Annotated in this window: 22 protein-coding genes and 1 pseudogene; 14 read left to right on the forward strand and 9 right to left on the reverse strand. The window is 27.2% G+C overall.

What is annotated here, in order from left to right; translation table 11 throughout:
• Positions 1 to 2: 2 nt before the first annotated feature.
• Together kdsA and A2J15_RS07430 are read right to left on the reverse strand one after the other, a co-directional pair.
• Positions 3 to 815: a 3-deoxy-8-phosphooctulonate synthase gene (gene kdsA, locus A2J15_RS07425; protein WP_066777970.1), complete on the reverse strand. Its 813-nt coding sequence runs from the start codon at positions 813 to 815 to the stop codon at positions 3 to 5.
• Positions 812 to 1744 carry a DMT family transporter gene (locus A2J15_RS07430; protein ID WP_066777973.1) on the reverse strand — a complete coding sequence of 311 codons (933 nt, stop codon included), beginning with the start codon at positions 1742 to 1744 and terminating at the stop codon, positions 812 to 814. Before A2J15_RS07430 ends, kdsA begins: the two co-directional genes overlap by 4 nt.
• 101 nt (positions 1745 to 1845) lie before the next feature.
• On the opposite strand from A2J15_RS07430, the gene der reads away from it, so the two are divergent.
• From der to pflB, 5 genes are read left to right on the forward strand one after another with little or no spacing between them, the layout of a single operon-like run.
• Positions 1846 to 3228 carry a ribosome biogenesis GTPase Der gene (gene der / locus A2J15_RS07435; protein WP_066777976.1) on the forward strand — a complete coding sequence of 461 codons (1383 nt, stop codon included), beginning with the start codon at positions 1846 to 1848 and terminating at the stop codon, positions 3226 to 3228.
• Positions 3215 to 3712 (forward strand): shikimate kinase, encoded by a 498-nt coding sequence (locus A2J15_RS07440; RefSeq protein ID WP_116980512.1) that lies wholly within the window; start codon positions 3215 to 3217, stop codon positions 3710 to 3712. Before der ends, A2J15_RS07440 begins: the two co-directional genes overlap by 14 nt.
• A complete protein-coding gene (gene trpS / locus A2J15_RS07445) occupies positions 3709 to 4668 on the forward strand; it encodes a tryptophan--tRNA ligase (protein WP_066777979.1) in 960 nt (319 codons plus the stop codon). Before A2J15_RS07440 ends, trpS begins: the two co-directional genes overlap by 4 nt.
• Positions 4669 to 4678: 10 nt before the next feature.
• On the forward strand, positions 4679 to 5914 hold the full coding sequence (gene serS, locus A2J15_RS07450) for a serine--tRNA ligase (RefSeq protein ID WP_066777981.1): 1236 nt from the start codon (positions 4679 to 4681) through the stop codon (positions 5912 to 5914).
• 8 nt (positions 5915 to 5922) lie between these two features.
• A complete protein-coding gene (gene pflB, locus A2J15_RS07455) occupies positions 5923 to 8385 on the forward strand; it encodes a motility protein PflB (RefSeq protein WP_066777983.1) in 2463 nt (820 codons plus the stop codon).
• Between the two features lie 29 nt (positions 8386 to 8414).
• Here the strand turns inward: pflB and A2J15_RS07460 are convergent, their stop codons facing one another.
• From A2J15_RS07460 to A2J15_RS07485, 6 genes are all read right to left on the reverse strand, one after another.
• Positions 8415 to 8990, reverse strand: coding sequence for a hypothetical protein (locus A2J15_RS07460; protein ID WP_066777985.1), 576 nt, complete (start codon positions 8988 to 8990; stop codon positions 8415 to 8417).
• An 85-nt stretch (positions 8991 to 9075) separates the two neighbouring features.
• Positions 9076 to 10518: a pyruvate kinase gene (gene pyk / locus A2J15_RS07465; protein ID WP_066777987.1), complete on the reverse strand. Its 1443-nt coding sequence runs from the start codon at positions 10516 to 10518 to the stop codon at positions 9076 to 9078.
• 41 nt (positions 10519 to 10559) lie between these two features.
• Positions 10560 to 11906, reverse strand: coding sequence for an FAD-dependent oxidoreductase (locus A2J15_RS07470; RefSeq protein ID WP_066777990.1), 1347 nt, complete (start codon positions 11904 to 11906; stop codon positions 10560 to 10562).
• A 121-nt stretch (positions 11907 to 12027) separates the two neighbouring features.
• Complete coding sequence (locus A2J15_RS07475; protein WP_066777995.1) at positions 12028 to 12657, reverse strand: type III pantothenate kinase; 630 nt, start codon at positions 12655 to 12657, stop codon at positions 12028 to 12030.
• Between the two features lie 249 nt (positions 12658 to 12906).
• The gene (locus A2J15_RS07480; RefSeq protein WP_066777997.1) at positions 12907 to 13908 is read right to left on the reverse strand and encodes a hypothetical protein; all 1002 of its coding nucleotides are present in this window, start codon (positions 13906 to 13908) and stop codon (positions 12907 to 12909) included.
• Complete coding sequence (locus tag A2J15_RS07485) at positions 13905 to 14483, reverse strand: hypothetical protein (RefSeq protein WP_066777999.1); 579 nt, start codon at positions 14481 to 14483, stop codon at positions 13905 to 13907. The genes A2J15_RS07480 and A2J15_RS07485 overlap by 4 nt, the downstream gene beginning before the upstream one ends.
• A gap of 133 nt (positions 14484 to 14616) precedes the next feature.
• Here A2J15_RS07485 and gatC point away from each other — a divergent pair, with 133 nt between their 5' ends.
• The 8 genes from gatC (at position 14617) to A2J15_RS07525 (ending at position 20865) form a co-directional block, all read left to right on the forward strand.
• Positions 14617 to 14901: an Asp-tRNA(Asn)/Glu-tRNA(Gln) amidotransferase subunit GatC gene (gene gatC, locus A2J15_RS07490; protein WP_066778002.1), complete on the forward strand. Its 285-nt coding sequence runs from the start codon at positions 14617 to 14619 to the stop codon at positions 14899 to 14901.
• 67 nt (positions 14902 to 14968) lie between these two features.
• Positions 14969 to 15526 (forward strand): CvpA family protein, encoded by a 558-nt coding sequence (locus tag A2J15_RS07495; RefSeq protein ID WP_066778004.1) that lies wholly within the window; start codon positions 14969 to 14971, stop codon positions 15524 to 15526.
• 1 nt (position 15527) lies between these two features.
• Complete coding sequence (locus A2J15_RS07500) at positions 15528 to 16004, forward strand: Fur family transcriptional regulator (RefSeq protein WP_066778006.1); 477 nt, start codon at positions 15528 to 15530, stop codon at positions 16002 to 16004.
• A complete protein-coding gene (lysS, locus tag A2J15_RS07505) occupies positions 16005 to 17498 on the forward strand; it encodes a lysine--tRNA ligase (RefSeq protein WP_066778012.1) in 1494 nt (497 codons plus the stop codon).
• 11 nt (positions 17499 to 17509) lie between these two features.
• Entirely contained in the window at positions 17510 to 18754 is a 1245-nt protein-coding gene (locus A2J15_RS07510; protein WP_066778015.1) for a serine hydroxymethyltransferase, read from the forward strand.
• Complete coding sequence (locus A2J15_RS07515; protein ID WP_066778018.1) at positions 18751 to 19296, forward strand: DUF1882 domain-containing protein; 546 nt, start codon at positions 18751 to 18753, stop codon at positions 19294 to 19296. Before A2J15_RS07510 ends, A2J15_RS07515 begins: the two co-directional genes overlap by 4 nt.
• Before the next feature lie 13 nt (positions 19297 to 19309).
• The gene (locus A2J15_RS07520) at positions 19310 to 20077 is read left to right on the forward strand and encodes an SPOR domain-containing protein (RefSeq protein WP_066778021.1); all 768 of its coding nucleotides are present in this window, start codon (positions 19310 to 19312) and stop codon (positions 20075 to 20077) included.
• Positions 20074 to 20865: a shikimate dehydrogenase gene (locus tag A2J15_RS07525; RefSeq protein WP_066778023.1), complete on the forward strand. Its 792-nt coding sequence runs from the start codon at positions 20074 to 20076 to the stop codon at positions 20863 to 20865. The genes A2J15_RS07520 and A2J15_RS07525 overlap by 4 nt, the downstream gene beginning before the upstream one ends.
• A 45-nt stretch (positions 20866 to 20910) precedes the next feature.
• On the opposite strand, the pseudogene A2J15_RS07530 reads toward A2J15_RS07525, so the two are convergent.
• Positions 20911 to 21690, reverse strand: a pseudogene (locus A2J15_RS07530) (hypothetical protein); the annotation flags it as partial.
• An 88-nt stretch (positions 21691 to 21778) separates the two neighbouring features.
• Between A2J15_RS07530 and lgt the strand changes: the two are divergent.
• Positions 21779 to 22594 carry a prolipoprotein diacylglyceryl transferase gene (lgt, locus tag A2J15_RS07535; protein WP_066778026.1) on the forward strand — a complete coding sequence of 272 codons (816 nt, stop codon included), beginning with the start codon at positions 21779 to 21781 and terminating at the stop codon, positions 22592 to 22594.
• The last annotated feature ends 27 nt before the right edge of the window (positions 22595 to 22621 follow it).

Below are 22621 nucleotides of genomic sequence, written 5' to 3' on the forward strand. Positions count from 1 at the left end.
TTTTATTTTTCCTTTATGATATTTTGAATTTCTAATAATACTTTCATGCAATTTTTAAGACGTGTTGGATCAAGCATATTGCTTCCATCGCATAGGGCTTGGCAAGGATTTACATGGGTTTCAAAGAAAAAACCATCAACGCCTACAGCAGCAGCTGCTCTTGCTAAAGGTTCTACAAATTCACTTTTGCCCCCGCTGCTTCCTCCAGCAGCTCCAGGCATTTGCACGCTATGTGTTGCATCAAATATTACAGGAGCAAATTCACGCATAATTACTAAAGAACGCATATCTACGACTAAATTAGCATAGCCAAAGCTAGCTCCTCTTTCAGCTACAAAAACACCATTTTCTTTGGCAACTTCATAACCTTCTTTTTCTATACCACGTGTTTGAAGGACTTTTTTAACGCTATATTGTATATCGCTTGGATTTAAAAATTGTCCTTTTTTAATATTAACTTTTGCTTTAGTTTTAGCTGCACAGACAAGTAAATCTGTTTGGCGACATAAAAAAGCAGGAATTTGTAAAACATCTGCTACTTCGCTTACAGGATTTGCTTGAGTACTTTCATGTATATCAGTAAGAATTTTCATACCAAATTCATTTTTTATGCTTTGTAAAATTTTAAGTCCTTCTTCAAGTCCAGGTCCACGAAAAGAATTTATGCTTGTGCGATTTGCTTTATCAAAGCTTGATTTAAAATAAAATTCTATATTTTCATTTTCATTAAAATCTTTTAATTGTTCAGCCACTTTAAAAACTAAATCTTTATTTTCTATTACACAAGGACCAGCAATTAATATTATTTTTGTCATTTTTTTCCTTTATTTTTAACTAAAATTAATCCACCAAAAACAATTCCTATTATACCTAAAAAAATCATAGTATTTGGTAAATTATCTCCTAAAATTATTCCTACTATCATGCTAAATACTACATCAAGATAGCTTATTCCGGCTATAACACCTGCTTGTTTAGCTACGCTATAAGCTTTAGTAACATGAATTTGATAAATGGTTCCTAAAGTTCCCATAATGATAATAATAAGCCAAGCTGTCATACTTGGCATAACAAAGGGTGCTAGAATAAAATCTAAATGTAATGATTTTAAATATTGTGGATCAAAAAATTGAGCACTTAACATTGAAATGAGAGGCATTAAGGTACCTAAAAAAATAAAAGAAAAGGCAATTTGCTCTGTGGTGTAAAATTTTTTAAGTTCTCTAACGCTTGTAAGAGCTAAGGCAGCTAAAAATCCGCTTACAACACCTATAATCGAATTTTTTAAATCGAAATTTGAAGACATTAAATTATCTTCCCAAGGTTGCATAATGAATATTACCCCACTAAAAGCAAGTAATATCCCAAGCCAACCTTTAAATCCAATATTTTCTTTAAAAATTATTAAAGAAAGTAAGGCTATAAAAATAGGGGAGGTTTTTTGAAAGGCAAAAGCCACACCTAAAGTAATATTTGAAATATTATAAAAAAACATATAAAGTGAGAGTGTTCCTGCTACTCCACGAAACACTAAAAGCCAAAAATTTCCCCCTTTTTTATGAAATTTAGAAGATTTTAAAAGATAAACAATAAAAAAAATTCCTATAATATTTCTAAAAAACATGATTTCAATTGAGCTTATTTCTTTGCTTAAGATTTTTGCACAAGCTCCCATAAATGCAAAATCTAAACAAGCTAAAATCATAAAATAAATTCCTAAGTTATGTTTAATTATTTTTAGCATCTTTTTCCTTAATTAAAATATGGTTAATTCTAATCTTTTTTGCTTAATATTAAGGCAAATCTTATATAATTCATATATTAAAACTTTTGGATTGGAAAAAAATGCAAAGCATTATACTCATAGGTAAGCCAAATGTTGGAAAATCAAGTCTTTTTAACAGAATGGCAAAGCAAAGAATTGCGATTACAAGTGAGATTTCAGGCACAACTAGAGATACGAATAAAACAGAAATTCATCTTCATTCTAAAAAAGCTTTACTTGTTGATAGCGGTGGGCTTGATGATAAAAACGAACTTTTTAAAGCGGTTAAAAAAAATACTTTAAAAGCTGCAAAAGAAAGTGATATTATTCTTTATTTGGTTGATGGGAAATTAGCTCCCGATGAAGAAGATAGGCAATTTTTTTATTTTTTAAAAAAATTACAAAAGCCTATAGCTTTGGTGATTAATAAAATAGATAATAAAAAAGATGAAGAAAGAGCATGGGAATTTTCAAATTTTGGTATAAAAGAAATTTTTCATCTTTCTGTAGTGCATAATACAGGCTTGGATGAACTTTATAATTGGATAGAAAAATTTTTGCACGAAGAATTTTTAATTCCCGATGAAGAAGAAAATTTAGAAGATTTTTTAGAAAATTATCAAAAAGATGAAGAAATTGAATTTAAATCAATTGATCAAAATCATATTAGAGTTGGTATTATAGGTCGCGTTAATGTTGGAAAATCAAGTCTTTTAAATGTCTTAGTAAAACAAGAAAGAAGTGTAGTAAGCACCTTAGCAGGTACAACTATAGATCCTGTTAATGAAAGCATAATGTATAAAGATAAGGTGATAGAATTTGTTGATACCGCAGGTATTAGGAAAAGGAGTAAAATTCAAGGTCTTGAACGTTTTGCTTTAAATCGTACTGAAAAAATTCTACAAAATTCGCAAATTGCACTTTTAGTATTAGATGCTCAAGAAGGTTTTAATGAACTTGATGAACGTATTGCAGGACTTATGGCTAAGCATTATTTAGGCGTAATTATAGTTTTAAATAAGTGGGATATAAGTGAAAGAGATTTTAATCAAACAATTAAAGAATTGCATCTTGATCGTTTTAAATTTCTTGCTTATGCACCTGTGGTTAGTGTTTCAGCTTTAAGCGGAAAAAGAGTGCATGTTTTACTTGATCAAATTTTAAAAGTTTTTGAGAATTTCATACAAAAAATTCCTACTTCAAAACTTAATATTTCAGTACAAAATGCTTTAAAATTACATCCTTTGCCTCATGATTGCGGTAAATTAGTAAAAATTTATTATGCAGTTCAGTATGACTTAGCTCCACCTAAAATTGCTCTTATTATGAACCGTCCTAAGGCTTTACATTTTAGCTACAAACGTTATTTGCAAAATCAAATTAGAAAAGAATTTGATTTAAAAGGAGTTCCTTTAGTAATTGCTTCGCGTAAGAAGGGGAATAAGGAAAATGATGAGATTTAAAAATATCATTTTTATAGGTTTTATGGGTTGTGGAAAAAGCACTTTAGCTAGAGCTTTAGCTGAGGATTTAGATCTTGTTTTTTTAGATAGCGATGTTTTAATAGAACAAAAATTTAATCAAAAAATTAATACTATTTTTGAAAAAAAAGGCGAACAATTTTTTAGAGAAGAAGAACAAAAAATGGCTAATTTTTTTATACATTGTAATAAAGCTTGTATTGCAACTGGAGGGGGTTTTATTCATGTTTCAAATTTAGAAAATATGGGTTTTTGTATTTATTTAAAGGCAAGTTTTGAATATTTAAAAAAGAATTTAGATGATAATGAAATTTTTAAAAGACCTTTATTTTATGATGAAATTAAAGCAAAAAAATTATATAATGAACGTTTAAATAAATATGAAAAAAAAGCACATTTTATTCTTGATATAGAAAATAAAAATGTAGATAAACTTTTAAGTGAGATTAAAAAGGTGGTAAAATGAGAGTATTAACAGGGCTTCAACCAAGTGGAGATTTGCATATAGGTAATTATTTTGGTGCGATTAAACAAATAGTAGATGCTCAAGATTTTAATGAAATGTTTATATTTATTGCAAATTATCATGCTATGACTTCCTTACAAAATGGAGAAGAATTAAAACAAAATTCTTTAAAAGCTGCTGCAGCTTTCTTGAGTCTTGGTATTGATCCTCAAAAAAGTGTATTTTGGTTGCAAAGTGATGTAAAAGAAGTTATAGAGCTTTATTGGATTTTATCGCAATTTACTCCTATGGGTTTATTAGAACGTGCTCATAGTTATAAAGATAAAGTGGCTAAAGGACTGAGTGCATCCCATGGACTTTTTTCTTATCCTGTATTAATGGCAGCTGATATTTTATTGTTTGATGCAAAGATTATTCCTGTAGGAAAAGATCAGATTCAACATTTAGAAATTGCTCGTGATATAGCTTTAAAAGTTAATAATGAGTGGGGTGAAATTTTTGTTTTACCTGAACCTAGAGTTGATGAGAAAGTTGCAGTAGTGGTGGGAACAGATGGTGTTAAAATGAGTAAATCTTATCAAAATACTATAGATATTTTTACTGATGAAAAAACTTTAAAAAAACAAATTACTTCTATAGTTACAGATAGTACTCCTTTAAAAGATTCTAAAGATTATGAAAATTGTAATGTTTTTAAAATTATAAAATTATTTTTGAATGATAAAGAGCAAAAAAAATTGCAAGCTCGTTATGAAAAAGGTGGTGAGGGTTATGGACATTTTAAGATGTATTTAAATGAAGTTTTAAGTGCATATTTTAAAGAAGCTAGGCAAAAATATAATGAGTTTTTACAAAAACCTTCTCATTTAAAAGAAATTTTAGATTTTGGTGCACAAAAGGCAAGAAAAATTGCTAAAGAGAAAATGCAAAAAATTTATGAAAAAATCGGATTTTAGGAAGTAAAATATGCTAGATTTAAAAAAATTACAAAATAATTTTAATGAGGTGGCTCAAAAATTAAAAAATAAAAAAATAGATGAAGAGATCTTAAAAAAACTTGCTGAGCTTTTTATTAGTTTAAAAAAAGAAAAAACAAGCTTAGAGCAATTGCAAGCTTTTCAAAATAAATTTAGTAAAGAATTAAACAGTGTGAAAGATAAAGAAAATTTAAAAGAACAATTAAATAAAAATAAAATAAAAATCAATGAGCAAAGTCAAAAGGTTAATGTTTTAGAAAAGGAACTTGAGACTATTGTTTATGCTATTCCTAATATCCCTGATGATGCGGTGCCTGTGGGAGAAGATGAAAATGAAAATGTAGAACTTAAAAAAGTATTAATACCGATAGAATTTGATTTTACTCCAAAAGAACATTTTGAGTTAGGAGAGAAATTAAATTGGCTTGATTTTGTACGTGGGGTTAAAATTTCTCAAAGTCGTTTTTGTGTACTTAAAAATGAAGGCGCTTTGTTAAACCGTGCTTTGATAAATTATATGATAGATTTTAATAGAAGTCGTGGTTTTGAATTGGTAAATGTGCCTTTTTTAGTCAATGAAAATACTATGTTTGGAACGGGACAATTGCCTAAATTTAAAGACGATATGTATAGGATAAAAGATGAGGATTTGTATTTAATTTCAACTTCTGAAATTCCTGTGACTAATCTTTATAGTGGTGAGATTTTAAGTAGTGAGAGTTTGCCAATAAAAATGACTTGTTATAGTGCTTGTTTTAGAAAAGAAGCAGGAAGTGCAGGGCGTGATACAAGAGGTATCATTCGTCAACATCAATTTGAAAAAGTAGAACTTGTAAGTATTACTAAACCTGAACAAAGTGATGAGGTTTTTGAACAAATGCTTGAATGTGCGAGTGATTTATTAAGCTCTTTGGGTTTGGCACATAGACATTTAATGCTTTGTACAGGTGATTTGGGTTTTAGTGCAGCAAAAACTGTAGATCTTGAGGTATGGCTTCCTGGACAAAATAAATATCGTGAGATTAGCTCGATTTCAAATTGTCGTGATTTTCAAGCAAGACGTGCTAAAATTCGTTATAAAAATGATAAAGGAAAAAATGAATTAGTTCATACTCTTAATGGATCTTCTTTAGCAGTGGGCAGGACTTTGGTGGCAATTATAGAAAATTATCAAGATAAAGAGGGAAGAATTCATATTCCTGATGTTTTAAAAAAATATTTTTAAGAGTATAAATGGCAGAACAAGAAGATATTATATTAAAAGAATCAGAAGATAGTTTAAACAAAGAAAGATTCGATGAAAGTTTAGAAGAATTTCAAGGTCAAGAGGGTCAAGCACCACAAGATGAAGAGTTTAAATCTTTGCCAGAAGAACTATCCCAAGAAAATAGTGATAGTGGTTTTAATTTTACAAGAGAAAGTGCTCCTGAAGATAATTTAAGTGTTGAAAAAGCTCAAGAGAATATACCAATAATGTGGTATAAAGATCGTAAATTTATGTCTCTTGTTGCTTTATCTTTAGGAATAATTTGTGTTTTAGTTTTTACATTGTTTTATTTAACTTTTAATGAAGGAAAAATTAAACCAGATATTATAGCTTCTAAGCTTATAGAGCAACCTGTAATTGTACCAGATGAATCTTATAAATATAATGATATGCAAAAAATTGATAGTATGATACAAAAGGCAAATACTTTGTATTTAAAAGGTGAAATTGAACAAGCCTTAAAAGTTTATGAACAAGTTGCTGTTTATAATGAGTCTTTATCTAATTATAATTTAGGTGTTTCTCAAATGAATGAGAATAAATTTAAAGAGGCTTTTGAAAGTTTTAAAAAGGCTATAGCTAATGGAGAAAATCAAAGCGTTTCGGCTATTAATGCAGCAGTTTGTGCTTTAAAATTTAATGATAAAGAGAAATTTAGATATTATATAGATTTAGCTGAGGTATATCTTTCTAAAGAAGGTAAGTCAAAACTTTATGATTACTATTTAAGTTTAATTAATTATTATAAAGGGTATTATCCTGAAGCTTTGCAAATGTTTCAAATAATTAATACAGAGCCTTATTCAGATGTAGCAAAGTACTTATCTGCTAAAATTTATGCAAAAATGTATTTTGATACTAAGGCTATTAATCAATTAAATTCTCAAGGTAGCTTTGAATCAAGTTTATCTTTGGGTTTATTATATGCAAGAATAGGAGAATATGTTAAAGCCAAAGCTGCTTTAAAAACAGCAATGAAAATTGAAAGAGATTTTAATCAGAGTTTGGCAGCTTTAAGTTTACTTGATATTAAAACAGGTTATTATCAAGATATGTTGACACGTTTGCAAAATGCTTATCGTAATGATAAAGATAGGTATAAAATTTTAGATATTTATAAAATTCAAGTTCATTTAAATAAAAATCTTTTTGATATAAACATTGCGCAAAATTCTTTTTCAAAAGATTTATTGAAAAAACAAAAAAATCAATTTGATTTACTTTTTTATTTCGCTCCTTATCAAGTTTTTGACAGTAAACAAGCTGCTTTATATATTAAAAAGGCTAATATTGCAGATTTTGTAGATGATAGCATTGATGCTGGAGCTTATCTTGATGCTAGTAAGGCACTTGCTTCTACTAATGTCAAAATTGCTAGTGTTATTAATTATGCTTTGAATCAAAAATTACGTCTTGCTAATCAAGAATTTCAGAAATTAATTAAAGATTATCCAGAGCATAGTATTTTGCATTATAATTTAGCTTTAACTTATGCACAAATGCAAAATTATGAACTTGCTTATAAACATTTTTCAAGTTCATATCATCTTAATCCTAAAAATTATTTAGCGGGTGCTTTTGCTATGTTTTGTGCGAAATTAATTGATATGAATACAACTAAACTTTACAATGAGATTCTTGATAATATGAGTGCTGATTCTAATTTTAAAGCCAATATGCAAAAAAGTATGTTATTTTTGGTCAATGATAATTATATTTCTATGCTTCCTTATTTAGATGAATCAAAACAAGATACACCTTTGAGTTTAATTTTTGAAGCCATTATTGCTAAAAATAATAATCTTAATAATCAAGTAGACGTTAAAATTGCTAAGTTGCAAGCGGAATTACCTGAAGATATTTTATCAAATATCTTGTATTTTAATTCTTTAAATTCTAATTTAAATATTAAAGAATATGCGCAAAATGCCCAAATTCATTTCCAAAATTTAAAACTTGATTATCGTAGTGTATTTGGTGGTCCTAGTATTGCTAGGGAATTTTATATCAATTTAATGCATGTTGTAGGGCTTTTAAATTTAGAAAGACAAAAGTTGAAAAAAATAATTCATACTTCTAAGGTAAAAGATGAAAGTATACTTCAAACTTTGGCTTATTTAGATATTTTTGCTAAACAATATGAGGAAGCTTATGCTCTTTATAATTCTTTGATTGATGATTATGGTGCAAAAGACACTAAGACTTTATTTTTAGCTGCTGTTGCGGCTGTAGGAGCAAATAATCCTAATTCAGCAATAGCACTTTTACAGCTTTCTAAACTCACAAATAAAAATAATAAAGAAAGTAAAGCAGCTCTTGGTATGCTTTATCATGAAGCTAAAAATTATCAAGCGGCAATATCTCAATATAAAACTTTACCTAATGAATTTAAGAGTGAGTTTTTTAGTTTTGATATTAACAATAATTAAAAATGTTTTAATTATTGAAGTGTTTTGGTTTAGACTTTAAGATCTAGTGTGCTTAATTCGTCTATACGAGCATTAACTTTTTCAAGCGTCATGGTGATAGTATCTTGACTAATTTTAGGAAGTGCTCCACCCCACATTTTTTCTGCTTCGCTAAATCCTTGTTTTATACCTTCAAGACCTTTTTTTAATTTTTCAATATCATTTCCACTATTTTGAATAACAAAGTCAGCGATACGATTGGCTGTATTTTTTATTCCAAAAAAACCTTCTTCGCTAATTAGTTCTTCAAGTTCATTAATATCCATATCAAGTGGATTTTTACCATCATAATTTAAAGATGCAAAATCGATATCAGCAAGTATTGATTTTACAGTATCTAAATTAAAATCATTTGCAAGATGATAAATTCCATTTTGTACATTGCTTATATTTGTTACAATTTTCATTGTTTGTTGTTGAAATTCAATTAAATAAGAATTAGTGATATGTTTCGCATCAACTGTACTTAAATTTTCAAATGGAATTTTACCTTTATTGCCTTTTGTTTTATCATCAATAAAATTTTGTCCTGTTGTGGTATGATGTAAAAAAGTATTTACTTGCATAATTATTCCTTTTTGCGAGTTTATACTTTTATATCGGTTTATATTTTAAATATTGAATAAGTATTAAATTCCTTTTTTGAGAAATTTATTGCAAATAATAATTAATTTGTTCTTTATCAAGAATACGAATGAGATTGCTTGTACCCTCTACTCCTGTTGGAAAACCTGCGGTTAAAAGATAGCATTTATTTTGATCTATAAAACCTTTTTCAATACCTGATCTTACAGAATCTTTTAATAATTCTGTAAGATCATTACTTTTGTTTACTAAAATTGCAGGATTAACACCCCAAACTATGCTTAAAGAATTTAAAGTTTTTTCAGAATGTGCAACAGCTATAATTTCTATATTTGGACGATATCTTGCAATTTTGATTGCTGATTTTCCACTACTTGTAAGAGAAAAAATAGCATTAGCGTTTAAATCTGTCGCAAGATGGGCTGAAGAGTGCATAATTTTATCTGTATTATCTGTATTATTAAAATCATTAAATTTATTATAAGGATAGTATTTTTCAGCTTCTATTATGGTTTGATACATAATATCAACAGCATTAGCAGGATCTATGCCAATGGCACTTTCTTCACTTAACATAACAGCATCTGTGCCATCTAAAACAGCATTTGCTACATCTGAAATTTCAGCTCTTGTAGCAGTTTTGCTTTTAGTAAGTGAAAAAAGCATTTGAGTTGCGGTAATGACAGGTTTGGATGCATTGTTAGCTTTACGAATAATTTCTTTTTGAATATTTGGAACTTTATAATAAGGAACTTCAATGCCTAAATCTCCACGTGCAACCATTATGCCATCACTAGATTTAATAATATCGTCAATATTTTCTACTGCATCAAATTTTTCAATTTTAGCAAAAATAGATATTTTGGCATTATTTTGAGTTAAAATTTGACGTACTTCATCAATGTCGTGTGCATTTTGTACAAAAGATATAGCTAAAAAATCTACATCATTTTCTATACCCCAAAGTAAATCATTTTTATCTTTTTGGGTAATAACATCAATATTAATTTTAGTATTTGGAAAATTAATACCTTTATTTGAATTTAAAAAACCATCATTTTCTATAATAGTTTCGATTTTTTCATTATTTATGCTTGTTACTTTAGCTCGAATGGAACCATCGCAAAGATAAATGTATTCGTCAATTTTTAGCATATTTAAAACAGAACTTTGATTGATGCTAATTTTATAGTGATTTTGAGTTATTTTTTCACCCAAAATTGTTTTATGGTAAAAGTCAAGCTTGTCTCCTTTTTTTAGTTCAAAAGGTTCTTTAAGTTCACCTGTACGAATTTTAGGTCCGCTAATATCTTGCAAAATACCAATACGAATGTGCAATTCTTTAGCTACTTTTCTTATAGTGTTAAGGTTATTTTTGTGATATTGATGTGTTCCATGAGAAAAATTTAAACGGAAAACATTAACTCCATTAATGATCATTTGGCGTATCACTTCTTCTTTTTCACTTGCTGGACCAACTGTGGCTACAATTTTTGTTTTTTTAAGCATAGTAATTCCTTTGAAAATTATTATAAAATAAATGCAAAAAATTATAATAACTCGCAATTAAATTGATCTTCATGAAATTGCATTCCTAAATAATCACATATTAATTTTGCATCTCTTTGGGCATTTCCTAGACAACTGGTAGCACCTGGACTTGGAGTCATATTAAAAATAATACCAGGAATTTCTGTAATACTTGCTTCACCTAGCATTAATTCTTTCTTGCTTTTATCAATAACTTGTGGTCTTACTCCGCCAAAGCCTTTTGCATAATAGATATCTTTTGTTTTGAGACTTGGAACTATTTTTTTAGCATCTTTAACAAATAAAATTTTATTTATTAAAGGTAATTCAAAAAGATAATTGTAAAAAATATAATTTCTAATTGTTCGATCTTTGAACATATTAAAAGTTACTTGTAAAACAGTTTTATCTAATTTCAGTGCCTCGAAAAATTCTGGCACTGATTTTAAACCATGATAACGTTCTAATTGTGGAATGACAAGTGCAGTAGGTCCAAAACGAGTATTCATATTAGCAAGTAAGTCAGGATCACCATGAAGGGCTGCAAATGGGAGTTTAGGATTTTGTACCATATAAACTTTCCCATTTAAAAGTTTTTTTTTCGTTAAGTAAAAACTTCCAGCAACCGGCCAACAAGATTTATTCATACCTAAATTCATTTTATGCGCTAGGTATAAAGAATGTGCTCCGGCATTAACTATAACACTTTTAGCATGATATTCTTGGTGGTTTGATGTTTTTAAAACAAATATACTATCTTTTTTTTCTATATGCGTAATTTCTTGATTGAAAGCAACAAAAGTATTTTTATTTTGTTTTTGACCTTGTTCTATGAGGTTTATACTCATTTTTCCAAAATCTACAGTTGTAAAAACTTCACCTTCTTCAACTCCCATAGCACATATATTTTCACTTCTATTATTAATACCGTCTTCACCTAAGGCTACTTTAGGTTCGATTTGTCTGATTTTTTCCTTGTTGAAAAATTTGATATAAGGATAAAGATCTTTAAATTCTTCATAGCGTTTTTTCATATAATCACATTCTAAATCTCCAACAGCTAAAGCCATTTTTTGATGCGAAAACATGAAATTGTTTTGTGCATTTTGCATGAGTCCATATTTGATTATCATATCAGCTGTTTTTTTAACTTTTTTAGCTTTTTCTAGAGTGTAATTAGTTTCAATATCTCCACAATGAATTGTTTGAGAATTGCTAGTTCCTTTAGAATTTAATGTTGCAGGAGCATTATATTTTTCTATTAATGCAATATTTTTAATATTTGTATATCTTGCAAGCTCATAAAATACGGCTGCTCCAGAAATTCCAGCTCCAATGACAAGCACATCAAATTCTTGTTGCTTCATTATTCTTCCTTGTTTTTTGTTTGAATAAAATTTATCCTAAGTAGAAGTTTAATTTAATTTATTTTACAAAAAAGTTAAATTTTATTGGCAATAAATATTAATGAGAATTTTTGTAACATTTTTAATACAATAGATTAGGATTTTCTTTTAAAACTTTCTTCATCCCTCTAAAAATAAGAAGTTTATCATAAATTGCATGGTTAAAATAATTTGCTAAAAATTGTCCATCTCCGCCAGTAAAATATAGTTTTTTGTTTTGAGCTGCATCTTTAATAAGTAAATAAATACTTTTAAAAACTCCATAACTTAAAGCATCCATAGTTTTTTGTGGAAAAGCATCAAGACTAACTTGGGTATTAAATTCGCTTTTTAATCGTGGTGAAATATGACTGTAAATTTTTTTATAATTCGCAATACCTGGTAAAATAAAGCCACCTAAATGTATAAAATTAGAAATAATATCAATAGTAATAGCACTACCTGCATCTACAACAACTCCATCTTCAACAGTATAGCAAGCTGCAATACGATCAATTCCTAAATTTTGGTAAATGGTATCAAATAAAAAATAAGGTTCAAGATTAATAAAATTTTTTTGTTTTATTAAGTGGTCTTTAAGGTGTTCATTGACATTAATATAAAAAATTTTTTGTTCATTTTTAAATTCTATAAATTGTTCTATATTAAGAGTAAAATATTTATTATCATCTAAGAAACTAGCATTTGAATTTCCAATATCGCAGAGTAGCATAAAAATTAAATCCTTTTTATTGATTCAATCTTTTTTAAATAATTTTTATTTAAAAAAGATTTTTTGGTTTTATTTGGTTATATCTTAATATAATTTAAAACTAAATTATTTTTATTTCATAATTTTTTGTTTTTTCTTAATAAAAATAAAGATCATATCTTTATTTTTATAATAGAGGAATAAAATTCTATTTTATTTAATACCCTTAAACCTTATAAATTTTTTATAATTTTATTATTCGTATAATTGTCATCTTAATAAATCTAAAATTTTATCTTCATAATAAAATTTATCATTTCCCATAAAAGACATTTTATCTACGGCTTCTGAAAGTTTAAATATTTGTATGTTTTCTAAATTTAAATCACTTTGAATAAGAAAACCTGTTTTTTCAAAAATATATAAAAAATTATTATATACAGTACTTTTTATAAAAATAGCAAATTCAAATTTTTTTTGAGTAATTTTTTTTAGTTGATAATCTGTTTTAATAATATTGCCGTCTTTTTCTAATATAAAAATATTACTATTGTTTAGAGCAATATCTTTAATGTTAGCATCAAGATAAAGGGTTTTAGCGGGACTTACAAGAATGATTTTTTTGGCTGTTGCTGCTATGAGTTTATCTTCAATAACATTCAAATAAATGACATTGTTAAAGAAATTTTCAGCTGAAATGACTACATCTTTGATAATTTGAAGTTTAGTTTTTGAAAGGAGTAAAATTTTACCATCTAAAGTAGGATATACGATAATATCATCGAAAAATATTGGATTGGCTGCGCGACTATCTTGAGCAGGTGCTGAAGTTAAAGTTTGACTAAATTTAATACCTAATGAACGATTAGCAAGAATTATAGTATTATTTGCAAGTACAAGAGCTAAATCATCTCCGTTAAGGGATATACTTATAACGCTAGCATCAAATTTAAAGGTATAAATTTCATGATATGAATTATCAAATATTTTTAAATTACCATCATTATCTGCTACAACATATTCTCCATCTTGATACGTTAAAAGCATATAATTTTTAGGAATTTTAAAATCATTTATAGGAATATTATTTTTTAAAATTGCAGTGTTGTTATTGAGTTTTGCTGATTCTAAATTCCAATCAATAATTTTACTTTTTAAATTACTATTATGTTTTAAATTTGCGCTTATATATTCAGGTTGAAAATATTGTCTTTTTGTGCCACAAGCATATAAAAATATTAAACAAAATAGAGTTAAAAATATATTTTTCATTGTGTTATACCTTGATAATGTTTAAGATTTTTAGCTATTTGATTTAAATTTGAGTTATCTTTTATTTGAGAAAGTAAAATATTAGCTTCTTCGATTTTGTTTTCTTGTAAAAATTTGTAAGCTTGCAATAACTTATCGTAATTTTTTAAAAATATTGATTGATTGTCTAAGGATAGTGCTATAATATTTTTAAGTAAAGTATTAGTTTGAGTATCATTGTAAACTTGTTTTAATTTATTTTGGATAATGGTGTGGTTTAAATCGCTATTATTTTGTGTCATTAAAAATATAGCATAAAGATTAATATTTTTATCTTTAAGTTGTTCTAAAAGGTTTTGATCATTAGGTTTATTTAATAAGTTGGCATAGATTTCATTGCTTTTTTTTATGTTATAATCATGTATTTTTGAATTTATAAAATTAGCTAGTATTCCAATAATTAAAATAATTAAGACGCTAAGAATATAAAATTTATATTTACGTATAAATCTTTCGCCTTTAATAAAATTTTCTATAAATTGTTCTTCTGTATTTAATTCATTTTTGATAGCTTTTAAATTATCTTTTAATCCCAAATTTTATCCTTAGAAATTATTTATAAAAAAATATAATATTATTGTATCATATAAATTGCAAAATATCCTAAATAAGTTAAAGCTTTTTATGATATAATTTTTAAAATTTTAACTTTTTAGCAAGGCTTAAGAAATGCAAATAGACGAAAAATTATTAAGTAGACTTGAAAAATTAAGTGCTCTGCAGATAATAGAAAATAGAGAAGAAATTGTCTTAGAATTAAATGAAATTGTTAGTTTTGTAGAGAATTTAAATGAATTAGATTTAAATTCTCAAGAAGTTGCAATCAATGCTATTAAAGGTGAAACCCCTTTAAGAACTGATAAAATAAAAGCTAATCAAGTCATTGATCAAATTTTAAATTGTGCTCCGCAGACACAAGAGCATTTTTTTATTGTTCCTAAAATTATAGAATGATTAACTGAGTATTTAGGGCATATTTGTAGAATAATTTGGAATAAAAATCAGAAAGTGACTTTTAGTAATGAATTTTTATTGGTTTGATGCTTTGATTTTAGGCTTTACTTTGCTTTTGGGTCTTAAAGGCATTATAAATGGTTTGATAAAAGAGATTTTTGGTCTTTTAGGTATTATAGGCGGTATTTTTATTGCTTCAAAATATGCTCCCCAAATGGCACAATTTATACAAAATACTTTTTATAAGATAGAAAATGAAAGTTTAGCTCAATTTGCTGCATTTTTGATTATATTAATTGTTTTTTGGATTGTTTGTTTGTTATTTGGTAATTTACTTTCTAAATTAATTAAATTAAGTGGTTTAGGTTTTTTAGATCGTATGGGTGGTTTTATATTTGGCGGAATGAAAATATTTTTAATTTTTGCTATTTTAATTTTTTGTGTAGCAAAAATTGATTTTTTAAATGAAAAATTAAATGACTTTGCCAAAAATAGCTATACTTTAAATTTACTTAAAATAACTGGATCTTTTATCATGAATCAACCTTTAACTGAAAATGGCTTAGAATATGCCAGTCAAAAGTTTCAAAATATTACAAATGATTTAAATACAAAAAAGGATTGATATGTTAATTGAAAATATAGAATATGATGTTTTATTAGAAAGATTTAAGAAGATTTTAAGACAAGGTGGGCTTAAATATACTAAACAAAGAGAAGCACTTTTAAAAACTCTTTATCATAGTGAAAACCATTATACTCCAGAAAGTTTATATATGGAAATTAAACAAGTTGAGCCTGGTTTGAATGTAGGAATTGCAACAGTATATCGTACTTTAAATTTACTTGAAGAAGCAGAAATGGTAAGCTCTATTTCTTTTGGTTCAGCAGGTAAAAAATATGAACTTGCAAATAAACCCCATCATGATCATATGATATGTAAAAATTGTGGTAAAATTGTAGAATTTGAAAATCCTATTATAGAGCGGCAACAAGCTTTAATTGCTAAAGAGCATGGTTTTAAGCTTACAGGACACTTGATGCAACTTTATGGTGTTTGTGGGGAATGTAATAATCAACAAAAAGTTAAGGTAAAAATATAAATGTTTGATAATATTCTAGAACAACAAAGAATAGAAAAAGCTAAAGAGTTACGAAAAGTAGGAATAAATCCTTATCCCCATTTTTTAAAAAAAGAAATGTCTTTAAAAAATTTTCATGAAAAATTTTCTTATATCTTAGAAAGTGTATCAAAAAGAGATGAAAATGTAAATGCCATAGTTGCAGGACGTTTAAAGCTTTTACGTATAGCTGGAAAATCTATTTTTGCGAATATTGAAGATGAAAATTCAAATTTACAAATTTATTTTAGTAAAGATAGTATAGGTGAAGAAATTTATACAATTTTAAAAAAGAATTTAGAAGTGGGTGATATTGTTTTAGTAAAGGGTTTTCCTTTTGTAACTAAAACAGGAGAATTTAGCTTACATGCAAATGAAATAAAACTTGCTACAAAAGCTATTGTCCCTTTGCCTGAAAAATATCATGGATTAACGGATATAGAACAAAGATATCGTAAACGTTATGTCGATATGATTATGAATGCAGAGGTAAGAAAAGATTTTTTGGTGCGTTCTAAAGTGGTAAGTATAATACGCCATTTTTTTGAAAATAAAGGTTTTTTAGAAGTGGAAACTCCCATGATGCATCCTATTGCCGGTGGGGCAAATGCTAAACCTTTTGTTACCTTCCATAATTCTTTAGGGGTGCAAAGATTTTTAAGAATAGCACCAGAGCTTTATCTTAAAAGACTAATTGTAGGGGGATTTGATGCAGTTTTTGAAATCAATCGTTGTTTTAGAAATGAAGGTATGGATTTAACGCATAATCCTGAATTTACTACTATAGAATTTTATTGGGCTTATCATAATTATAAAGATTTAATGGATTTAACTGAAGAACTTTTTGCTTTACTTTTAGAGAAATTAAATTTAGGTAAAATCATAGAATTTGATGGAGAAATGATAGATTTTTCTAAACCTTTTGAAAGAATTACTTATAAAGATGCGCTTTGCAAATATGGCGGTTTAGATAGAGAATTAATAGAAAATAAAGAAAAAATTCTTGCTAAATTATCATTGGATGGTTTTGAAGCAAACGAGAAACTTGAGTTAGGATATTTGCAAGCTGAACTTTTTGATAATTATGTTGAGAAAAAATTAATTAACCCTACTTTTATTATTGATTTTCCTGTTGCTATTAGTCCTTTATCAAGATGTAGTGATAAAGATTCACAAATTGCTGAAAGATTTGAGTTATTTGTTTGTGGAAGAGAATTAGCTAATGGTTTTAATGAACTTAATGATCCCCTAGAACAATATCAAAGATTTTTAAAGCAAATTGAGGCCAAAAATGCAGGTGATGAAGAAGCTTGTGAAATGGATGAAGATTTTGTTAATGCATTAGGATATGGAATGCCTCCAACAGCAGGGCAGGGTATAGGTATAGATAGATTGGTCATGCTTTTAACTAATAAAAAATCAATTCGTGATGTGATTTTATTTCCTGCAATGCGCCCATTAAAATCAGAAATATAAGGAGAAATAAAATGAGTATAGAAATTTTTGATAAAGAAATCTTTGATTTAACCAATAAAGAACTTCAACGCCAGTGTGAGGGACTTGAAATGATAGCAAGTGAAAATTTTACCTTGCCTGAAGTAATGGAAGTTATGGGAAGTATTTTAACAAATAAATATGCTGAGGGTTATCCAGGTAAAAGATATTATGGGGGTTGTGAATTCGTAGATGAGATAGAGAATTTGGCTATACAAAGATGTAAAAAACTTTTTAATTGTCAATTTGCTAATGTTCAACCTAATTCAGGATCTCAGGCAAACCAAGGTGTTTATACAGCTTTAATTAATCCAGGTGATAAGATTTTAGGAATGAATTTAAGCCATGGTGGACATTTAACTCATGGTGCTAAAGTAAGTTCTTCAGGTAAAATATATCAAAGTTGTTTTTATGGTGTGGAGCTTGATGGAAGAATTGATTATGAAAAAGTAAGAGAAATTGCAAAAAAAGAAAAACCAAAACTGATTGTTTGTGGTGCAAGTGCCTATGCTAGAGTGATTGATTTTGCTAAATTTAGAGAAATTGCTGATGAGGTGGGTGCTTATTTGTTTGCTGATATAGCTCATATTGCTGGGCTTGTAGTAGCACAAGAGCATCCAGATCCATTTCCATATGCTCATGTTGTAAGTTCAACAACTCATAAAACTTTACGTGGTCCAAGAGGTGGTATTATTATGAGTAATGATGAAGAACTTGCTAAAAAAATTAATTCTGCTATCTTTCCAGGTATTCAAGGTGGACCATTAATGCATATAATTGCCGCTAAAGCAGTGGGTTTTAAATTTAATCTTAGTGCTGAATGGAAAGTTTATGCTAGACAAATTAAAACTAATGCTCAAGTTTTAGCTAATGTGTTAAAACAAAGAGGTTTTAAACTTGTAAGCGATGGAACAGATAATCATCTTGTTTTAATGAGTTTTTTAGATCGTGAATTTAGTGGAAAAGATGCAGATTTGGCTTTAGGAAATGCAGGTATTACTGCAAATAAAAATACTGTTCCAGGTGAGATTAGAAGTCCTTTTGTGACAAGTGGATTAAGATTAGGAACTCCAGCACTTACAGCAAGAGGTTTTAAAGAAAAAGAAATGGAAATTGTTTCCAATTATATCGCAGATATTTTAGATGATATTAATAATGTAAAATTACAAGAAAATATTAAACAAGAACTTAAAAAACTTGCTAGTAATTTTATCATTTATGAAAGGGCTATGTTTTGATTTCACCAATGGATATGTCGTTAATTAAAATAATTAGCGATCATTATTATATAAGACGTGATAAAATTGTAAATAAACTTACGCATAGGGGTCGTTTATTTTTTGATAAATTCGAAAGGATTGATGCTCCTTTAAATTTAAATATTATGAAAGAGCATGCTGCTAAAAAAATTGTTGTTGCTCATGATTTAATAACGCGTGATAATAAGGTAGAAAATATTGTGTTTGATTATAATGGCTTTAATGCTGAAAGATTTTATCATCGTGCACAATTGATTTTAAGAGAAGAAGGTTTTATAAATTTTACAGCTTATAAAACTAAAACCTCTGGACATTTACATCTTTATATTCATAAAGGGCATACAGCATTAGATGAAGGTTATTCTTTAGCATCTAAACTTTCTATGATGTTTGCAAGTAAAATGCCAGTAGAATGGAAAGTTTTTCCTAGTAAAGATTTGCCTAGAGAATTTAATATTTTAATATTACCCTATGAAGTTTATCAAAAAGAACGAGGAAGTTCTTGGTCTAAGCATATGTGAGAAAGGATGAATTATGGAAAATCAAAAAAATGAATTTGATGATATTATTTTAGAAAAAAATACTCAAAGTGAAAAAATGAAAAAAATTCTTTTGCGTATTGTTGCTTTAGTAATTTTATTTTTAGTTGTTATGATTATTATGAAACTTGTAAACAGTAGTTCAGATGAAAAGTTGCAAAATCAAAGTATTTTACCAAGCGAGCCTATTACAACTCAAGAAAATCATGATGATAATTCTTTTGAAAATATGCCAATAACTGATAATAATATAGCTGAAGATCAGTTTGAAGCATTAAGAAAACAATTTCAAGATGAGCAAAATGCTAGCGAGAATGAAGCTAATTCGAGCAATAATCTTCACTCTATTATGCCAGAACAAGAACAAAAACCTGTTGCAACAAAACAAATCGCTGAAGCTGATACAGCTAAACAGGAAGTAAAACAAATAAAGATTAAAAAAGAAAAAGATTTTGTAAAGCCAAAAGAACAAAATGCAAATGATTTATTTAAAAATGTTAATGCTAAGCCCATACATCCAAATGGTTTAGCATCTGGTATTTATGTTCAGATTTTTTCTGTAAGTAATCTTGACCAAAAATCTAAAGAACTTGCCCTTGTTAAGCAAAAGGGTTATGAATATAAACTTTATAAAACTACACTTGGCGGTAAAGAAATTACTAAGGTATTAATAGGCCCTTTTGAAAAAGCAAATATTGCTAATGAATTAGCTAAAATTCGCAAAGATATTACTAAAGATGCTTTTTCTTTTACTTTAAAATGAAATTTTTAGCTGTTATAGGCAATCCTATTATGCATTCTCAATCACCTAGAATGCATAATTATGCCATTCAAAACTTTAAGCTTGATGGTATTTATACCCGTTATCATCTAAGTAATGCTGATTCTTTAAAGGATAAAATTTTAGCTTTGAAACTTAGTGGGGCGAATATTACTTTACCTTTTAAAGAAAAAGCTTTAGAAATTGCTGATATTAAGGATAGTTTTGCTCAAAATATAGGTTCAGCTAATACTTTATGTATTAAAGATAAGAAAATTTATGCTTTTAATACTGATTTTTTAGGTTTTTTAGAACTTCTTCGAGAATTTGGTGATATTGAAAAAGCTTTAATTTTGGGTGCTGGCGGTACTGCTTTATCTCTTGCTTATGCCTTAAAAGAAAAAGGTGTTAAAGTTTGTATTGCTAATCGTAGTGAGGCAAGATTTAAAGATTTTAAAATTTATCAAACTTATCTTTATGAAAATTTGCAAGAATTTAATTTTGATTTAATTATTAATGCAACCTCTGCAGGACTTCAAGATGAGAGTTTGCCTTGCAATAAGGAACTTTTAGAAGAACTTTTATCTAGGTCTAAATTTGCTTTTGAGGTTATTTATGGCAAAGAAACTCCTTTTTTTAAATTATGTAAAAAGCATAATTTAAAAAGTAAGGACGGTTTAGATATGCTTTTGTGGCAAGGTGTTTTTGCTTTTGAACTTTTTTTTGATATTAAAAATAAAAGAGAAATGATAAAAAATGCTATGCAGCAAGCTTTAAAAATAAATTTATAAAAAATTAAAATTTTCTTATTTAAAATCTTATTTTTATTGAGGTTTGGTTGGAGGTATACTTTCTTCAAAAATATTATTATCAAAATTATTAAATTCATTAAACTGTGTTTTTCGGGTTGTTTTTTCTATATCTGTTGCTTTTGGAAGATTTTTGTAGAGTGTTTCAAGTGTATTTTTATAAAATGATAAAAAGCTTTTATCTATTTCAAAAGCAGGTTTTTCTAAACCTTTATTAAGTTGAGTTGGTACAGTGGAAATAGTTGTTTTAAACATATTAATTCCTTCATTGCTTTGAATAGGATAATTTAATGCGATTAGAGAATCTAATTTTGTATTATTTGAAAAATTGCTTGAATTTTTAAGATTATGCATATCTATGAATTCTATTTTGCTTTTAAAATTTATACCTAGATTAGATTTTATGAATTCTCCTTGCATAAAATTACTTATTTTTTGTACGTTTTTTTCTTCTGTATAAATGTTAATTGAGCTTTTAAGAGTATAATCTGGATTAGAATTAGTAATTTTATATCCTTTAAGTTCAAGTATAGTTTTTATTTGTTCTTCTAAATTTTGTTTTAAAAGTTCAATTTCTTTTTCTATACGAATTTTAAGTACAGAATTTTGAAAATAATCAGAATGATTGTTGTTTTGTTCTAAATTAATAGTTTCAAGTTTAACGCTTATTTGAGAATTTATAGCTTCTATTTTTGTAGGGGTTTGAGGTTTGAAATTTGGCATAGAAAGATTAATGAAATTATTGCTTGTTCCACCACAAGCTGTTAAAAATAATATATTAATAATTAATATAATATATTTTTTCATGATATTCCTTTTGTAATTCTTATTTAATTTAATTATATCAAGTTAAAGTTTTTTTGTTATATTTTTAAAAAATAAAATTGGGAAATTTATGGAATTTTGGACACATATTTATTCAAATTTTGATGTTGTGGCTTTTAATATATTGGGCTTTAAAGTACATTGGTATGGTATTATGTATGTTTTAGCTTTACTTTTAGCTTTACTTTTAGCAAAGATTTTTGTAAGAAAATTTCAATTTGATATTGATGAAAAATCTTTAGATGCTTATTTTATTTGGGCTGAAATAGGTGTGATTTTAGGTGCAAGATTTGGATATATTTTAATTTATGATGCAAATACTATGTATTATATTATACATCCTTGGCAAATTTTTAATCCTTTTATGAATGGTGAATTTATAGGGATTCGTGGTATGAGTTATCATGGAGCTATTATAGGGTTTTTAATAGCTACTTTTTTATTTTGTAAAAAATATAAGAAAAATCCTTGGATTTTTCTTGATTTGGTAGCTTTAAGTGTTCCATTAGCTTATGTTTTTGGTCGTCTAGGTAATTTTTTAAATCAGGAGCTTTTTGGTCGTGTTACAGATGTGGCTTGGGGTATTTATGTTGATGGAGTATTGCGTCATCCATCGCAACTTTATGAAGCATTTTTAGAAGGTATTGTAGTTTTTATTATAGTGTATTTAGCTAGATTTAAGCAAAGTTTTCAAGGAGAATTAATTCTTATTTATGCAAGTGCGTATTCATTGGCAAGATTTATATGCGAATTTTATCGTGAACCTGATTTTGGAATAGGTTTAATTTTGTGGGGAATGAGTATGGGACAAATTTTAAGTTTGATAATGTTTATCATAGCTTTGTTAGTTTATATTTGCATAAAGTTTAAAAAAGTAAATATTTAATCTATATTAAAGACTTTTGTAATATAA

The sequence above is a fragment of the Campylobacter hepaticus genome, from assembly GCF_001687475.2.
Classification (GTDB): Bacteria; Campylobacterota; Campylobacteria; order Campylobacterales; family Campylobacteraceae; genus Campylobacter_D; species Campylobacter_D hepaticus.

Coding starts and splice junctions, on each gene's coding strand:
- trpS (WP_066777979.1), top strand. CDS start 3,709: ATGAGAGTATTAACAGGGCTTCAACCAAGTGGAGATTTGCATATAGGT.
- der (WP_066777976.1), top strand. CDS start 1,846: ATGCAAAGCATTATACTCATAGGTAAGCCAAATGTTGGAAAATCAAGT.
- A2J15_RS07440 (WP_116980512.1), top strand. CDS start 3,215: ATGATGAGATTTAAAAATATCATTTTTATAGGTTTTATGGGTTGTGGA.
- A2J15_RS07495 (WP_066778004.1), top strand. CDS start 14,969: ATGAATTTTTATTGGTTTGATGCTTTGATTTTAGGCTTTACTTTGCTT.
- A2J15_RS07525 (WP_066778023.1), top strand. CDS start 20,074: ATGAAATTTTTAGCTGTTATAGGCAATCCTATTATGCATTCTCAATCA.
- A2J15_RS07475 (WP_066777995.1), bottom strand. CDS start 12,657: ATGCTACTCTGCGATATTGGAAATTCAAATGCTAGTTTCTTAGATGAT.
- A2J15_RS07480 (WP_066777997.1), bottom strand. CDS start 13,908: ATGAAAAATATATTTTTAACTCTATTTTGTTTAATATTTTTATATGCT.
- A2J15_RS07510 (WP_066778015.1), top strand. CDS start 17,510: ATGAGTATAGAAATTTTTGATAAAGAAATCTTTGATTTAACCAATAAA.
- lgt (WP_066778026.1), top strand. CDS start 21,779: ATGGAATTTTGGACACATATTTATTCAAATTTTGATGTTGTGGCTTTT.
- A2J15_RS07520 (WP_066778021.1), top strand. CDS start 19,310: ATGGAAAATCAAAAAAATGAATTTGATGATATTATTTTAGAAAAAAAT.
- pflB (WP_066777983.1), top strand. CDS start 5,923: ATGGCAGAACAAGAAGATATTATATTAAAAGAATCAGAAGATAGTTTA.
- A2J15_RS07500 (WP_066778006.1), top strand. CDS start 15,528: ATGTTAATTGAAAATATAGAATATGATGTTTTATTAGAAAGATTTAAG.
- lysS (WP_066778012.1), top strand. CDS start 16,005: ATGTTTGATAATATTCTAGAACAACAAAGAATAGAAAAAGCTAAAGAG.
- A2J15_RS07470 (WP_066777990.1), bottom strand. CDS start 11,906: ATGAAGCAACAAGAATTTGATGTGCTTGTCATTGGAGCTGGAATTTCT.
- kdsA (WP_066777970.1), bottom strand. CDS start 815: ATGACAAAAATAATATTAATTGCTGGTCCTTGTGTAATAGAAAATAAA.
- serS (WP_066777981.1), top strand. CDS start 4,679: ATGCTAGATTTAAAAAAATTACAAAATAATTTTAATGAGGTGGCTCAA.
- pyk (WP_066777987.1), bottom strand. CDS start 10,518: ATGCTTAAAAAAACAAAAATTGTAGCCACAGTTGGTCCAGCAAGTGAA.
- A2J15_RS07460 (WP_066777985.1), bottom strand. CDS start 8,990: ATGCAAGTAAATACTTTTTTACATCATACCACAACAGGACAAAATTTT.
- A2J15_RS07430 (WP_066777973.1), bottom strand. CDS start 1,744: ATGCTAAAAATAATTAAACATAACTTAGGAATTTATTTTATGATTTTA.
- gatC (WP_066778002.1), top strand. CDS start 14,617: ATGCAAATAGACGAAAAATTATTAAGTAGACTTGAAAAATTAAGTGCT.